We start from the raw sequence: 14,733 nt of genomic DNA, 5'->3' as shown, positions 1-14,733 counted from the left end.
TTTTTTGTATGGTTAATATTAACTCACAAATGCACTGTAACCGGTAATTGCACGGCCTACAATCAGTGAATTTATTTCTTTTGTTCCTTCGTAACTATAAATGGCTTCTGCATCTGCAACAAACCGCGCTACATCGTGTTCTAATAAAATACCGTTACCGCCAAGAACCTCACGGGCCCGGCTTACCACATCTCTGGTTCGCATACTACAAAATACCTTGGCCAGAGAAGCGTGTTCATCTGTAAGTAAATCGGCATCTTGCATTTCAGAGAGTCTAAAAACCAGGGTTTGCATCGCGGTAAGATTAGAAACCATTTCTACTAAATGATTTTGAATTAATTGATAAGAAGCAATTGGCCTCCCAAATTGTTCTCTTTTTCTCGTATATTTTAAAGCACTCTCATAAGCTCCACGAGCACAACCAACAGCCTGCCAGGCCACACCAGCTCTCGTCATCCGAAGCACTTTTGCGGTATCTTTAAATGAATCTGCTTTCTGCAGTCTATCACTTTCGGGCACTTTACAATCGGTTAGGGTGATAAGGGCGTTTTGAACAATTCTAAGCGCCATTTTGTCTTCCATTTTTTCGGCTTTAAAACCCGGATTTCCTTTTCTAACAAGAAAACCTTTTACCTGGTTGCTATTTTCGTCGCGTGCCCAAATAATAATCACATCGGCAAAGGTTGCGTTCCCTATCCATTTTTTCTGTCCGTTTAATATCCAGTTTTCACCATCAAACTTACAGGTGGTTTCAAGACCGCCGGCAACTCCAGAACCTACATTTGGTTCTGTAAGTCCAAAGGCGCCAATAGCATCTAATTTTTGCATCTTCGGAAGCCATTCTTGCTTTTGCTCTTCACTTCCGCATAAATAAATAGATCCCATGGCCAGGCCACTATGCACTCCGAAAAAGGTTGAAATGGAAACATCTACACGGGCAATTTCCTGTGCGATAATACCTTCCATTAGAAACGGAAGATTAGGGCAACCGTAACCTTCGTAAGGCACGCCGGTAATATTTAATTTCTTGAATTTCTCTATGATCTCGTGCGGAAATTTAGCGCGATTCCAATGGTCATTTACTAAAGGTCTTACTTCATCTTCCATAAAATTTCGCACATCCATCTGCAACTTTCGTTGCTCCTCGGTTAATTTAAGATCCAAATTGTAAAAATCTCCGTCTATTGGAGGAAGGTCACTTTGACCTTTTTTACGTTTGGTTTTTAACATTTTCATCAAACCCTTAAGTTGTCGCTCATCGAGCTGGCCCAAACTTTTCATCGCTTCCGAAAGATCTATTTGCTGATTTATTTTCGCTAATTGATCCATATCAACCGACTTCAATAGGTTGATAGTGTTTCTTACTTTTTTAAAAACAGACATAAGGTGTTTGATTGGTGGAATTCTAAAATTAGGAATTAAAACTGCGTCGCGTTGTTAAAGGTTTCCGAAGAAAACGTCAAAAAAAAATACCGCTGATTTCAGCGGTATTTTAAATAATTATAGGGTTTTCAGTTTAAAGCTTAAAAGCTTCCTTCACTTTATCTACATAATCCAGTTTTTCCCAGGTAAACAATTCCACTTCTTTTTTTACCTCTCCGGAATAAGGACTTTTAAAGATTTTAGTTACCGTTCTTGGTTCTTTGCCCATATGGCCGTAGGCTGCAGTTTCCCGATAGATAGGATTTCTCAGTTTCAACCTGTCTTCAATGGCCCAGGGGCGCATATCAAATATTTGGGCTACTTTTTTAGCAATTTCCCCATCCTTCATATCTACTTTTGCGGTCCCATAAGTTTCTACTGAAATAGAAGTAGGTTCCACCACCCCAATCGCATAAGAAACCTGCACTAAAACTTCATCTGCAAGGCCTGCTGCAACAAGGTTTTTGGCAACGTGCCGCGATGCGTAAGCGGCAGATCTATCAACTTTACTGGGGTCTTTTCCTGAGAATGCACCACCACCGTGAGCACCTTTACCACCGTAGGTGTCTACGATAATTTTTCTTCCTGTAAGTCCGGCATCGCCGTGAGGCCCACCAATAACAAACTTTCCGGTTGGGTTTATATGATACGTAATATCATCGTTAAATAGTTTCTGAACATATTCAGGTAACTGTTCCTTTACTCGTGGAATAAGAATTTCAAGAATGTCTTTCTTGATCTTTTTCAGCATTTCATCATCATTCTCATCAAACTCATCATGCTGGGTAGAAACCACAATGGCCACAATTTTTTGCGGAACATTATCGTCACTATATTCTATGGTCACCTGGCTTTTAGAATCGGGACGTAAATAGGGGATATCCTTACCTTCACGCCTTAATTTTGCCAATTCAATAAGGATTTTGTGAGAAATATCTAGTGCCAGGGGCATATAATTTTCGGTCTCGTTGGTGGCATAACCAAACATCATACCCTGGTCTCCGGCGCCCTGTTCTTCTTTGTTTTCCCGATCTACACCCTGGTAAATTTCCTGGGATTGTTCGTGAATTAAAGAGATCACGCCACAAGAATCACCACTAAACTTATAAGCTCCTTTGGTATAACCAATCTCGTTTATTACTTCGCGGGCAATATTTTGTACATCAATATAAGTGTCGCTTCTAACTTCGCCGGCAAGAACCACCTGGCCTGTAGTAACCAATGTTTCACAGGCAACTTTAGAATTTTCATCAAAAGCAAGGAAATTATCTAGTAAAGTATCGCTAATCTGATCTGCGATTTTATCTGGGTGTCCTTCAGATACACTTTCTGAAGTAAATAAATAAGCCATATTTTTAAATTAGTTTTTTAAAAAATACGGGTTGAATTTGACGGGGAGCTAAGGAAGTAGTGATACTGCTTTAGCATTTTTCTTATACTTTTTAAAAGTATAAAAGGGTTGCAATCAGTCAAATCCTTCCCTTTAAATAATTCGGTTACAAATGTATAAAAATATGCAGAACTCAAACTTGCTTTAACTTTCTTTTTTAATAGGTTGAAGAAGCTTTATATTGAATAGAGAAGAAGTTTATAATCAGGATGATTTATAATCTATTGTTTTTTAGCATTTTATAATGTTTAATAGGTTAAAAATTAAATAATAATCATTTTTAATGTAATCCAATTCCTTATTATTCATTTTACGAGCTTTAAAATTTATTTTTCGTAAAAATGAAGTTTTGGTTTGGATATTAAAAAATTCTGCCCTTATCTTTGTAACCAACAAAACAACGAAATGTACCAGGTAATTTGCAATATGATGCGTATGATGATGTGGAGAACTTCCGCAGCGCGCTCTATTGCTTAATTCTGAAAAGATATAAATTGCAAAAAGCCGCTGCCAACCGCAGCGGCTTTTTTTATGCAATAAATTGTTCATTTCCGGGAAGGCGGAAATCCAGAAAAATAATTGAAATAGAAAATTAAATTCCGAAGGCGGAAATAAAGAAAATTAGATTCCCGAGTTTGTGGGAATGACAAAAAAGAAAAGATGAAAAATATTAAGGCAATAAATAACATGATGATGCGCACTATGATGATGTGTATGTCTATGCGACACATGAAACGCTATTGCCAAAACCGGATTTAACTTAGTTTGTTTAGAGTTCAATTAAAAGGTCCCCTTGGTAATAGCTACTTAAGGGGACTTTTTTATTAATTAAATCGTCATTTCCGCAAAGGCGGAAATCCAAATACAAAAAATCAAGCTTCGAAAATTAGAAGCAACTTTAAAAAACTAGAAATTATGAGTACTCAAAAATTTTCAACAAACGCATTACACGCCGGTCACGATACTAAAGCTAACGGAGGAACAAGAGCGGTACCTATTTACCAAACAACTTCTTATGTTTTTAATAATTCAGATCACGCTGCCAATCTTTTCTCACTTGCAGAACCTGGTTATATCTACACTCGTTTGAATAATCCTACTAACGATATTTTGGAACAACGCCTTGCTTCACTGGAAGGTGGAATTGCTGCGGTAGTAACCGCATCAGGAACTGCGGCCATTAATACTACGCTTCTCACGCTATTAAAAGCCGGAGACCATATTGTTGCTTCCAGTAGTTTATACGGTGGAACTTACAATTTGCTAAGTGTAACGCTACCTAGATTTGGAATCACCACTACTTTTGTAGACCCCGAATATCCTGAAAACTTTAAAAAGGCTGCAAAAGAAAATACACGTGCAGTTTTTGTAGAATCGCTGGGAAATCCAAAGCTGGACGTCTTAGATCTAAAAGCAATTTCTGCCGAAGCAAATGCGCTTAAAGTTCCTTTTATAGTGGATAATACCGTTGCCACACCTTCTTTGCTAAAACCTATAGAGCACGGCGCCGATATTGTTATTGAATCCCTTACTAAATATATAAGCGGAAATGGTACTTCGCTTGGTGGAGCCATCATAGATGCCGGGAATTTTAACTGGGCGAATGGCAAGTTCCCTGAATTCACAGAACCTTCACCGGGCTACCACGGACTTGTTTACCACGAAGCTTTAAAAGAAGCAGCATTTATTGCCAAGGTTAGAATTGAAGGGCTTCGTGATCACGGTGCGGCTCTAAGTCCTTATAACGCATTTCAAATCTTACAAGGTTTAGAAACTCTAGACATCAGGATAAAGCAGCATAGCGAAAATGCCTTAAATCTTGCGAAATGGCTAGAACAGCAGGAAGAAGTAAAATGGGTTAATTATCCCGGTTTAGAAAGCAGTAAGTATAATAAACTTGCCAAAGAATATCTCCCAAAAGGCCAAAGTGGCGTAGTAACTTTTGGAGTTGAAGGTGGCTTTGAATCGGCTAAAGTTGTAGCCGATGAAACAAAACTTTTCTCACTCGTTGCTAATATTGGTGATACGAAATCCCTGATTATTCACCCTGCGAGCACTACGCATCAGCAGCTGGACGAAAAGCAACAAGCTACTACCGGAGTTACACAAGATCTTATTCGCCTTTCGGTAGGCCTTGAAGATGTGGAAGATCTAAAAACAGATCTAAAAGAGGCTTTTGCCAAAATTCATAAAAAAGCATTGGTATAATTTATTGTTGGTGGAAAGACAAAGGAAAAAGCAGCCAGGTTAAGTCTTTTTCCTTTTGCTCTTTCTAAATCAAAAAAGAAGAATATGCTACAGGAACTCTGTTTAAAAGATTTTGAAAATTCTGCGGGAACGGTTCAGGATATCTATTTAAGCTTTCAGCAATTTGGGCAAAATCCGGATACTGCACCGGTGGTTTTAATAAATCACGCGCTTACCGGGAATTCCCAAATTACAGGAAAATTAGGTTGGTGGACTAATATTGTTGGCCCCGGAAAATGTATAGATACCGAAAAATTCAGCATCCTGGCTTTTAATATTCCGGGGAATGGTTTTAACGGAAAAAAGGAACATTTAATTGATAATTATAAAGAATTTACGCTTGCAGATATAGCTAAAATTCAGGCACTGGCACTTCAGCAATTAAAAATTGAAAAGCTTTTTGCAATAATTGGAGGTTCCATAGGTGGAGCTTTAGCCTGGGAACTCGCGGCTCTTAAACCTGATTTAGCTGAAAATATTATGCCCATCGCAACAGATTATAAAGCAACCGATTGGGTGTTGGCAAATTGTAAAGTACAGGAGCAAATTCTAAATAATTCCAAAGAGCCGGTAAAAGATGCGAGAATGCACGCGATGACTTTCTACCGCACGCCACAATCTTTAAGTAAGAAATTTAATCGTACAAAAGAAGAAGTAAAACCTTGTTATAAAGTAGAAGGCTGGTTGCAATATCACGGAGATAAACTGGAAGAGCGTTTTCAGCTCGCTTCTTATAAGTTGATGAATCATTTGCTAACCACTATAGATATTAGCAAAGGCAGCGAAAACTACCTGGAAACGGCAAAAAAAATAGAGGGAAACATCCACATTGTTACGGTGAATTCCGATTGGTTTTTTCTGGCCGATGAAAATTGGGATACTTATGTAAACCTTTCGCTGGTAAAAAATAATGTGAGTATTCACGAAATACGATCAATTCACGGGCACGATGCTTTTTTAATTGAAGCTGCACAACTGGCCAGGTTTTTAAAACCAGTATTCGGTAGCATTAATAAAGAAGCTGAAACCAGAGCGAAACTGGAAACTGAAATTTTTAATACTCAGGCCAATGGAAATTGGGCTGTTTCAAATTCCCGGGTCGGGATCTAGAATATATTTAAATGAAAAAAGTAAATATCATCTTATTTGGAATAGGAAACGTTGGCAAGACTTTAATCGAGCAATTATTAACTGCAAAAAAGCAGTGGGAAGAGAATTCGGGAGTTTCGGTCAATGTTCCGGTAATCGCTAATTCCACCAAAGCGCTACTTATTGCTGAAGGAATTACTGAAAACTGGGAAAAAGATTTCAAAAAATCGGCTAAAGAATATAAACTGGAAGACATTCTCGATTTTACTAAAGAGCAGGATCTTGAACATCTTATTGCTATAGATGCGACGGCGAGTAAAGAATTTGTAGAGATCTATATCCGCTTAATCCAAAACGGCTTTAACCTGGTAGCGGCCAATAAAGTGGCTAATACTCTATCGGCAGATTTTTATAAGAAAATACGTAAGGAATTAGAATATCACGGGAAGCATTTTTTCTATGAAACAAATGTAGGCGCAGGTTTACCAATTGTACAAACGGTAAGGGGTTTGCACCAGGCAGGAGAAAAAGTCACTAAAATTCGAGGGGTATTCTCCGGTTCTTTGAGTTTTATTTTCAATACTTTTTCTGAAAATAAAGAGAAGTTTTCTGATGTTTTGAAGAAAGCCGGAAACCTGGGTTACACCGAGCCCGATGCCCGGGAAGACCTTTCCGGAAACGATGTGGGTAGAAAATTATTGATCCTGGCACGCGAGCTTCAGCTAGATAAAGAATTCCAGGAGGTGAAAATTCAATCTTTAATTCTCGAGAAATTAAACGGCGAGACTTCCGCAGAAGAATTTCAGAAAAGAATTAGTGAACTGGATGAGATTTTTAATCAGCATAAAAAACAGCAAGATCAGGGGCACGTATTAAGATATATTGGAGAAATTGAGGTAGAAAAAGCCACCCTGGAAGCCAAACTTATTTCTGAACCCAAAAATACCGCTTTGGGCCAAATTAAAGGCGCCGATAACATTTTTGAAATTTATACCGAATCTTACGGAGACCAACCGCTGGTGATCCAGGGAGCTGGGGCAGGAGCAGCGGTTACTGCTCGAGGCGTGGCAAGCGACGTGCTTAAATTATCACAAAGACTTAATTAAAAAATTAAACTAAACAATTATGCATTTCGAAACCGAAGCCATAAGAACGCAAAACGAGCGCACGCAATTCCAGGAGCATTCTACGCCCCTGTACCTAACCTCCAGTTATGTTTTTGATGATGCCGAAGATATGCGGGCTTCCTTTTCTGAAGAAAAAGAACGTAATATTTATAGCAGATTTACTAATCCTAATACTTCAGAATTTACCGAGAAAATCGCAAAAATGGAAGGGGCAGAGGCCGGATTTTCTTTTGCAACGGGAATGAGTGCCGTGTTCTCAAGCCTTGCTGCGTTGCTTAATAGTGGAGATCACATAATCTCGGCGAGGTCGGTTTTTGGTTCTACGCATAGTTTGTTTACCAAGTTTTTTCCCAAATGGAATATTTCTCATTCCTATTTTAATGTGGATGAAGTTGATAAAATTGAAAGTTTAATAAAGCCTGAAACAAAAATTATTTTTGCCGAAACACCTACAAATCCCGGTGTAGATGTTCTGGATTTAGAATTGCTGGGGGAAATTGCGAAAAAGCATAATCTTATTTTAATAATTGATAATTGTTTTGCCACGCCCTGGCTGCAAAACCCTATAAAATTCGGCGCGCATTTGGTAATACATTCGGCTACAAAATTAATAGACGGGCAGGGCCGTGTTCTGGGCGGTGTGACAGTTGGGAATGCCGATTTAATTCGGGAAATCTACCTGTTCTCAAGGAATACGGGACCGGCTTTGTCGCCGTTTAATGCCTGGGTGCTTTCTAAAAGCTTGGAAACACTTTCGGTAAGGCTGGACAAGCATTGCGAAAATGCCGAAAAAGTAGCCGAATTTTTAGAGACCGAAGCCAATGCTGAAAATGTAAAATACCCTTTTCTCAAATCGCATCCACAATACGAAATTGCGAAAAAGCAGATGAAAAAGGGCGGAAATATCGTCGCCTTTGAGATTAAAGGAGGAGTTGAAGCGGGAAGAAAATTTATAGACGCGATTAAGCTTTGTTCAAGATCGGCAAACCTGGGAGACACTAGAAGTATTGTAACCCATCCTGCTTCTACTACGCACAGTAAATTAAGTGAGGAAGATAGGCTGGAAGTTGGCATAAAACCCGGTTTGGTAAGAGTTTCAGTAGGTTTGGAGCATGTAGATGATGTAATAGATGATTTAAAACAGGCTTTAAATTCAATTTAGTTATGGTAATTTCAGCAGGAATCGGACTTTTTGATCTTTCCGTAGAGAAATCAATAATAAATGCGAAAAAGTCAATATTTAAGTATATTCGCCATATGCTTTCAAAAAAGACTAAATACGGAATTAAAGCCCTCGCATTCATAGCAAAAAGGGAAGATAGAAAACCCGTGCAAACTTCAGAGATCTCAAAAAGTGAAAATATCTCGCAAAAATTCCTCGAAAGCATTCTTCTGGAATTACGAAAATCGGGATTTTTAGGATCTAAAAAAGGAAAAGGCGGTGGTTATTATCTAATTAAAGAACCCGAAGCAATTCAAATGACGGCGGTAATTCGGGTACTGGAAGGTCCTATCGCTATGGTGCCTTGCGTTAGCCTTAATTATTACGAAAAGTGTGATGATTGTCCCAGCGAGGAAACCTGTTCGGTTCATAGTTTAATGATACAGGTTAGGGATAGCACCTTAAAAGTACTGGGCGATAATACCTTAGCCGATATTTCTGCTAAGAAATAAAGATCAAATTTTAAATGTTAAAAACCGGAAATTAGGCCACTATTAATTGGTCTGGTAAAAAAACAAAGTTATTTTTGTTTTATAACCTAGTAATCCGATAGGTTAATAGAAATAAATGAAAAAGCAGTATGATACTGGATCAGGTAAAATCTAAAAGCACTTATAAAAAGGACACTACTTCAGAGAAACCTTTACGAAGTATATTGAAAACGGTAAGCTGGAGAATTGTGGGAACTGTAGATACCATTGCGATTTCCTGGTTGCTTACAGGAGAGATTGAAACTGCACTTGCCATTGGATCTGTAGAATTAGTGACTAAAATGATCCTTTACTTTGGGCACGAGCGACTATGGAATATGATCAGTTTCGGAAAAGAATAAGAATATTTTTTTAGAAAAGTATATAGAGTATAGTTAGGCTCGGGAAGAGCCAGAAAATTTGTGAAAAATGAAACGGTACAGCGAAAAAGAATTAAAGATTCTCAACCAGCAGTTTAAGGGAATAACCCCGGCTGAGATCGTGCAATGGGTAGTCTCTAATGCGGCAAGACCGGTGGTTACTACCAATTTTAGACCTTATGAGGCTGCAATTCTGCACGCAGTTTCAGATATAGACCCGGTAATGAAAGTAATTTGGTGTGATACCGGTTATAATACACCTCAAACTTACAGGCACGCAAAGCAGGTAATTGATCAATTAAAACTGAATGTAAAGCTATACACGCCAAAGGAAACGGCGGCTTATCGTGATGCGCTTTTTGGAGGCATTCCCGATATCAATAATCCGCAGCACGAAGAGTTTACCCGGCAGGTAAAACTGGAACCTTTCCTACGAGCCATGGAGCAGCAAAACCCTGATGTTTGGTTTACAAATCTTAGAAAGGGCCAAACCAGTTTTAGAAATAGCATAGATATTTTAAGCTATAGTAAAGACGGAATATTAAAAGTGAGTCCGTTTTACCATTGGAGTGATGAAAAACTGGATGCTTATTTAGAAGAAAATGCCCTGCCAAATGAGTTTAAATATTTTGATCCTACCAAGGTTTTGGAAAACCGCGAATGTGGCCTCCACGCTTAGTTTTGAAGAAATGAAGAAGCAAAATTTAAATATTATGATGTGCCGTTGTATGTGTGATTCTGTCACCTAAGAGTATCTTTTTATAAAAATTATAAAGGTCCTTTTAAGTGAAAACTCAAAAAGGACCTTTTTTATTAATGCCTGTTTTAGGCGCCATTTTTAAAAATTATTAGCAATGCAAAGTTTTAGAACCGAAATTGAAAACCCAGTTGTAGAGAAAGATATCCTGGATCTGGAAAAGAAGATCAGGTTGTTTCGAGAGGGAAAAGCCGATGAAGAAAAATTCCGAAGTCTGCGTTTAGCACGTGGGGTTTACGGCCAAAGACAGGCTGGTGTACAAATGGTTCGTATAAAACTGCCATTTGGAAAAGTAACCTCAGAACAACTGCATAGAATTGCTGATGTTTCAGATGAATATTCTAAAGGGCGTTTGCATATCACCACCCGCCAGGATATCCAAATTCACCACGTGAGTTTAGATAGAACACCAGAGCTTTGGGCGCAACTGGAAAAGGATGATATTACTTTGCGTGAAGCCTGCGGAAACACGGTGCGAAATGTAACTGCGTCCCCAACGGCTGGAATCGATAAAAATGAACCTTTTGATGTCTCTCCTTATGCACACGGAACTTTCCAATTTTTTCTTCGAAATCCTATTTGCCAGGAAATGGGAAGAAAGTTCAAGATATCCTTTTCTTCGTCGGATGATGATACGGCGCTAAGTTATATTCATGATCTTGGCTTTATCGCAAAATTAAAAGATGGAAAGCGCGGATTTAAAGTAATGCTAGGCGGCGGACTCGGTTCGCAACCTAGACACGCCGATGAACTGTACGATTTTCTTCCTGCGGAAGAATTACTGCCGCTAATAGAAGGTGTTTTGCGGGTTTTTGATCGTCACGGCGAACGTGCAAAACGCTTAAAAGCCAGGATGAAATTCCTAATAAAAGATATTGGTAAAGATGCCTTTATGGAATTGGTTTCTGAACAAAGCACCGCACTTTCTAAAAATCATCCGGAATTTGAGGTTGAAAAGTTTGAAGTAGCACCACCGCTTCAGGAAGTTGAGGTACCTTCAGTAGAAATTGAAGATCAAAAGGATTTTGAAACCTGGAAAAGCACGAATGTAATTCCGCAGAAACAGGAAGGATTATTTGCTATCGGAATTCGGGTTCCGTTAGGTGATTTTTATACAGGTGGCGCCAGGAAACTAGCCGATTTGGTGAAAGAATACGCCGGAAATGAGATTAGGTTAAGTTTAAGACAGGATATTTTAATTCGTCACGTTCGGGAAGAGTTTTTAGCATTTTTCTATTCAGAATTAAAAAAGCTGGGTTATGCCGAAACCGGGTATAATAAAACCGTAGATATTACGGCCTGCCCGGGAACAGATACCTGTAATCTTGGAATTGCCAGTAGTACCGGAATTGCCGATGTGCTGGAAGATGTTTTAAAAGAAGAATATCCGCAATTTATAAACGGGAAGGATATTACCATAAAAATTAGCGGTTGTATGAATGCCTGCGGGCAGCATAATATGGCCGAGATCGGTTTCCAGGGAATGTCGGTAAAAGTTGGTAAAACCGTGGCACCGGCGCTTCAGGTTTTACTTGGCGGTGGAACGCTGGGAAATGGAAAAGGCCGCTTTGCCGATAAAGTGATAAAAGTGCCCAGTAAACGCGGGCCGCAAGCTTTACGATTGTTACTTAACGATTTTGAAGCGAAAGCAAATTCCGAAGAGAAATTCGCCGAATATTACGATCGCCAGGGAAAAACTTATTTCTACGATTTGCTAAAAGATTTGGCCGATACCTCAAACCTAACAGAAAATGAATTTGTGGATTGGGGTCACGAAAAACCTTATATAAAAGCAGTGGGAGTGGGCGAGTGTGCCGGCGTGGTAATAGATCTTATCGCTACCTTATTATTTGAAAGCGAAGAGAAAATAGATAATGCCAAAAGTGCACAGGAAAGAAAAGCCTGGGCAGATAGTATTTATCATTCCTATACTTCAATAGTGAATTCGGCTAAAGCATTGTTGTTGGCCGAAGATTTGAAAACCAATACGCAAGCAGGAATAATTGCACAGTTTGACGAGTTGTTTGTAGACACCGGTAAAATCGAATTATCGACTTCCTTCAAAGAATTCGCTTATCAAATGAACGAGCAAGAGCCAACCGAAGCTTTTGCCAATAAATATTTAGAAGACGCGCAACTATTCCTAAAAAGGGTAGATGCATTTAGAACAAAGGAGGTACAAAATGTATAATTCACCAAAACTAAGCGTGGTAGGCGCTGGTCCCGGAGACCCGGAATTGATAACACTTAAAGCATTAAATACTTTAAAAGATGCCAAAGTTGTGCTTTTTGATGCGCTTATTAACCGCGAATTACTGGAATATGCGCCTCAAGCCGAGCATATTTTTGTTGGAAAACGAAAAGATAAGCATAGGTATTCTCAAGATGAGATCAACGAGCTTATTGTGAAATATGCTTTGGAAAGAGGGCACGTGGTTCGGTTAAAAGGAGGCGATCCTTTTATTTTCGGCAGAGGATCTGAAGAAATTAATTATGCCAAAAGTAAAGGCTTGGAAACTGCAGTTGTTTCAGGAATTACGTCTTCAATAGCAGTTCCTGCAAATATTGGAATTCCGCTTACCCAACGAGGAACTTCCGAGAGTTTTTGGGTAATTACAGGAACCACCACCCAAAAGAAACTTTCAGAAGATGTTCGGCTCGCGGCACAATCTACGGCTACGGTAGTGATTCTAATGGGAATGGCAAAACTCCCTGAAATCGTGGATATTTTTAGCTACTACGGAAAAGAAAATACTCCGGTTGGAATTATTCAGAATGGAACTACCAATAATGAAAAGTCAGGCTTTGGAATGATAAAAAGTATAGAAAAAGTAGTAGCTGAAAAACAACTTACCGCCCCGGCAATTATCGTGATTGGCGAAGTAGTTCGTGAAAGCGGACAACTTAAAGCGGTTCTGGAAAATTCAATTCAAGAATCAGTAATTATAAATTCTCCCTTTGGGGGCTAGGGGCTGGCTTATGGAAGAAAGAAACGAATTATACCCGGTCTTTTTAAAAGTAAATAAACTGAATATTCTTGTAGTTGGAGGCGGACAGGTAGGTCACGAAAAACTACATTTTCTGTTTAAATCGAGCCCGAATGCCAAGGTGGAAGTGGTAGCTAAATGGTTTTTACCGGAAACAGAAGAACTGGCAAAAAAACACGGCGCAAAATTGACTAAAGGCAGGTATAGAAGAAAATACCTTAAAAACAGGCATTTTGTAATTGCTGCCACTAACGATGCAAAATTGAATAAACGCGTTTACAAACACGCCAAAAAACGTTATTTATTGGCCAATATCGCCGATACGCCCGAACTCTGTGATTTTTATATGGGCGGAATTGTGAATAAAGGTCACGTAAAAATCGCGATTTCCACCAACGGCAAATCGCCCACCGCGGCAAAACGTTTACGGCAATTTTTTGAAGAAGTAATTCCCGAAAATGTAAACCAAATGGTAGAAAATTTAAATGAATACCGAAGTAATATTAAAGGTGATTTTGAGGCTAAAGTCGATCAAATGAATTCTATAACCGAATCTTTAAAAGTTAAAAACAAGAGTGATGATTAAAACAGATATCCTCATCATAGGAGCCGGGCCAACCGGATTATTTACCGTTTTTGAAGCGGGATTGCTAAAATTAAAAACCCATTTAATAGACGCCTTGCCGCAACCCGGCGGGCAGTGTTCTGAGATATATCCTAAAAAACCGATTTATGATATTCCTGCATTTCCGGAGATTTTAGCGGGAGATTTAGTTGGAAATTTAATGGAACAAATAAAACCTTTTGAACCAGGCTTCACTTTGGGAGAACGCGCCGAAACCTTGGAAAAACTGGACGATGGTACATTTATAGTAACCACAAATAAAGGCACAAAACACCACGCCCCGGTAGTGGCTATTGCCGGCGGTCTCGGTTCTTTTGAACCAAGAAAACCCCCAATTGCTAATATCACCGATTTTGAAGATAAGGGTGTTTCTTATTTTATTAAAGATCCGGAAGTTTATCGTGATAAAAAAGTAGTGATTGCCGGTGGTGGAGATTCAGCTTTAGACTGGGCGATTTACCTAGCTGATGTCGCTGCTGAAGTTGCTTTGGTACACCGTAGAGCTGAATTTCGTGGCGCATTGGATTCTGTAGAAAGAGTTTCGGAATTGGCAAAACTCGGTAAGATCGAAATGATTACCAATGCTGAGGTGGTTGGTCTTAGAGGCGAAGATAATCTTGAGCAAGTAGTAATTAGACATAAAGATGAAGCTCGCGGGGAAGAATTTAAAGATGTAGATGATTTTATTCCGCTTTTTGGGTTGTCGCCTAAACTTGGCCCAATCGGAAGCTGGGGACTGGAAATAGAGAAAAACGCGATAAAAGTTGATAATTCTTACGATTATCAAACCAATATTCCCGGGGTTTACGCCATTGGTGATGTAAACACCTATAAAGGAAAATTAAAACTGATCCTTTCCGGATTTCACGAAGCAGCGATTATGTGTCAAAGTGCTTATCAGCGAATTTTTCCGGATAAAAAATATGTGCTTAAATACACCACCGTTGGCGGTGTAACCGGATTTGACGGTAGTAAAAAAGAAGCCAAAAAGGAAGTGGTGCAGAGTATTGGATAAGC

14 protein-coding genes are annotated in these 14,733 nt (G+C 39.1%); 12 read left to right on the top strand and 2 right to left on the bottom strand.

Annotated features, from left to right (window positions below):
• Positions 1-18: 18 nt before the first annotated feature.
• Complete coding sequence (locus APB85_RS02320) at positions 19-1,383, bottom strand: acyl-CoA dehydrogenase family protein (protein WP_057480537.1); 1,365 nt, start codon at positions 1,381-1,383, stop codon at positions 19-21.
• A 133-nt stretch (positions 1,384-1,516) separates the two neighbouring features.
• Complete coding sequence (metK, locus tag APB85_RS02315; protein ID WP_057480536.1) at positions 1,517-2,773, bottom strand: methionine adenosyltransferase; 1,257 nt, start codon at positions 2,771-2,773, stop codon at positions 1,517-1,519.
• A 393-nt stretch (positions 2,774-3,166) separates the two neighbouring features.
• Here metK and APB85_RS17565 point away from each other — a divergent pair, with 393 nt between their 5' ends.
• The 12 genes from APB85_RS17565 (at position 3,167) to APB85_RS02255 (ending at position 14,731) form a co-directional block, all read left to right on the top strand.
• Positions 3,167-3,289, top strand: a complete 123-nt coding sequence (locus APB85_RS17565) for a hypothetical protein (protein WP_262506224.1) — start codon at positions 3,167-3,169, stop codon at positions 3,287-3,289.
• Positions 3,290-3,727: 438 nt separating this feature from the next.
• Positions 3,728-5,020, top strand: a complete 1,293-nt coding sequence (locus APB85_RS02305) for an O-acetylhomoserine aminocarboxypropyltransferase/cysteine synthase family protein (RefSeq protein ID WP_057480534.1) — start codon at positions 3,728-3,730, stop codon at positions 5,018-5,020.
• A gap of 84 nt (positions 5,021-5,104) precedes the next feature.
• Positions 5,105-6,169: an alpha/beta fold hydrolase gene (locus APB85_RS02300; RefSeq protein WP_057480533.1), complete on the top strand. Its 1,065-nt coding sequence runs from the start codon at positions 5,105-5,107 to the stop codon at positions 6,167-6,169.
• 11 nt (positions 6,170-6,180) lie between these two features.
• Positions 6,181-7,254 carry a homoserine dehydrogenase family protein gene (locus APB85_RS02295; protein WP_057480532.1) on the top strand — a complete coding sequence of 358 codons (1,074 nt, stop codon included), beginning with the start codon at positions 6,181-6,183 and terminating at the stop codon, positions 7,252-7,254.
• A 19-nt stretch (positions 7,255-7,273) separates the two neighbouring features.
• Entirely contained in the window at positions 7,274-8,437 is a 1,164-nt protein-coding gene (locus tag APB85_RS02290; RefSeq protein WP_057480531.1) for a trans-sulfuration enzyme family protein, read from the top strand.
• A gap of 95 nt (positions 8,438-8,532) precedes the next feature.
• The gene (locus APB85_RS02285; protein ID WP_057480660.1) at positions 8,533-8,949 is read left to right on the top strand and encodes an RrF2 family transcriptional regulator; all 417 of its coding nucleotides are present in this window, start codon (positions 8,533-8,535) and stop codon (positions 8,947-8,949) included.
• A 128-nt stretch (positions 8,950-9,077) separates the two neighbouring features.
• Positions 9,078-9,329 carry a DUF2061 domain-containing protein gene (locus APB85_RS02280; protein ID WP_057480530.1) on the top strand — a complete coding sequence of 84 codons (252 nt, stop codon included), beginning with the start codon at positions 9,078-9,080 and terminating at the stop codon, positions 9,327-9,329.
• Positions 9,330-9,396: 67 nt separating this feature from the next.
• The gene (locus APB85_RS02275) at positions 9,397-10,026 is read left to right on the top strand and encodes a phosphoadenosine phosphosulfate reductase domain-containing protein (protein ID WP_057480529.1); all 630 of its coding nucleotides are present in this window, start codon (positions 9,397-9,399) and stop codon (positions 10,024-10,026) included.
• 175 nt (positions 10,027-10,201) lie between these two features.
• The gene (locus APB85_RS02270; RefSeq protein WP_057480528.1) at positions 10,202-12,295 is read left to right on the top strand and encodes a HEPN domain-containing protein; all 2,094 of its coding nucleotides are present in this window, start codon (positions 10,202-10,204) and stop codon (positions 12,293-12,295) included.
• On the top strand, positions 12,288-13,073 hold the full coding sequence (gene cobA / locus APB85_RS02265; RefSeq protein ID WP_057480527.1) for a uroporphyrinogen-III C-methyltransferase: 786 nt from the start codon (positions 12,288-12,290) through the stop codon (positions 13,071-13,073). Before APB85_RS02270 ends, cobA begins: the two co-directional genes overlap by 8 nt.
• A 10-nt stretch (positions 13,074-13,083) precedes the next feature.
• Positions 13,084-13,677, top strand: coding sequence for a precorrin-2 dehydrogenase/sirohydrochlorin ferrochelatase family protein (locus tag APB85_RS02260; protein ID WP_057480526.1), 594 nt, complete (start codon positions 13,084-13,086; stop codon positions 13,675-13,677).
• Positions 13,670-14,731 (top strand): NAD(P)/FAD-dependent oxidoreductase, encoded by a 1,062-nt coding sequence (locus APB85_RS02255; RefSeq protein ID WP_057480525.1) that lies wholly within the window; start codon positions 13,670-13,672, stop codon positions 14,729-14,731. Before APB85_RS02260 ends, APB85_RS02255 begins: the two co-directional genes overlap by 8 nt.
• The last annotated feature ends 2 nt before the right edge of the window (positions 14,732-14,733 follow it).

It is taken from the genome of Salegentibacter mishustinae (assembly GCF_002900095.1).
Taxonomy (GTDB): Bacteria; Bacteroidota; Bacteroidia; order Flavobacteriales; family Flavobacteriaceae; genus Salegentibacter; species Salegentibacter mishustinae.
Note: the sequence above shows the minus strand (reverse complement) of the source record. Positions and strands in the feature narration are given on the sequence as shown.

Coding starts and splice junctions, on each gene's coding strand:
- APB85_RS02280 (WP_057480530.1), top strand. CDS start 9,078: ATGATACTGGATCAGGTAAAATCTAAAAGCACTTATAAAAAGGACACT.
- APB85_RS02255 (WP_057480525.1), top strand. CDS start 13,670: ATGATTAAAACAGATATCCTCATCATAGGAGCCGGGCCAACCGGATTA.
- metK (WP_057480536.1), bottom strand. CDS start 2,773: ATGGCTTATTTATTTACTTCAGAAAGTGTATCTGAAGGACACCCAGAT.
- APB85_RS02305 (WP_057480534.1), top strand. CDS start 3,728: ATGAGTACTCAAAAATTTTCAACAAACGCATTACACGCCGGTCACGAT.
- APB85_RS02290 (WP_057480531.1), top strand. CDS start 7,274: ATGCATTTCGAAACCGAAGCCATAAGAACGCAAAACGAGCGCACGCAA.
- cobA (WP_057480527.1), top strand. CDS start 12,288: ATGTATAATTCACCAAAACTAAGCGTGGTAGGCGCTGGTCCCGGAGAC.
- APB85_RS02300 (WP_057480533.1), top strand. CDS start 5,105: ATGCTACAGGAACTCTGTTTAAAAGATTTTGAAAATTCTGCGGGAACG.
- APB85_RS02320 (WP_057480537.1), bottom strand. CDS start 1,383: ATGTCTGTTTTTAAAAAAGTAAGAAACACTATCAACCTATTGAAGTCG.
- APB85_RS02275 (WP_057480529.1), top strand. CDS start 9,397: ATGAAACGGTACAGCGAAAAAGAATTAAAGATTCTCAACCAGCAGTTT.
- APB85_RS02270 (WP_057480528.1), top strand. CDS start 10,202: ATGCAAAGTTTTAGAACCGAAATTGAAAACCCAGTTGTAGAGAAAGAT.
- APB85_RS02260 (WP_057480526.1), top strand. CDS start 13,084: ATGGAAGAAAGAAACGAATTATACCCGGTCTTTTTAAAAGTAAATAAA.
- APB85_RS02285 (WP_057480660.1), top strand. CDS start 8,533: ATGCTTTCAAAAAAGACTAAATACGGAATTAAAGCCCTCGCATTCATA.
- APB85_RS02295 (WP_057480532.1), top strand. CDS start 6,181: ATGAAAAAAGTAAATATCATCTTATTTGGAATAGGAAACGTTGGCAAG.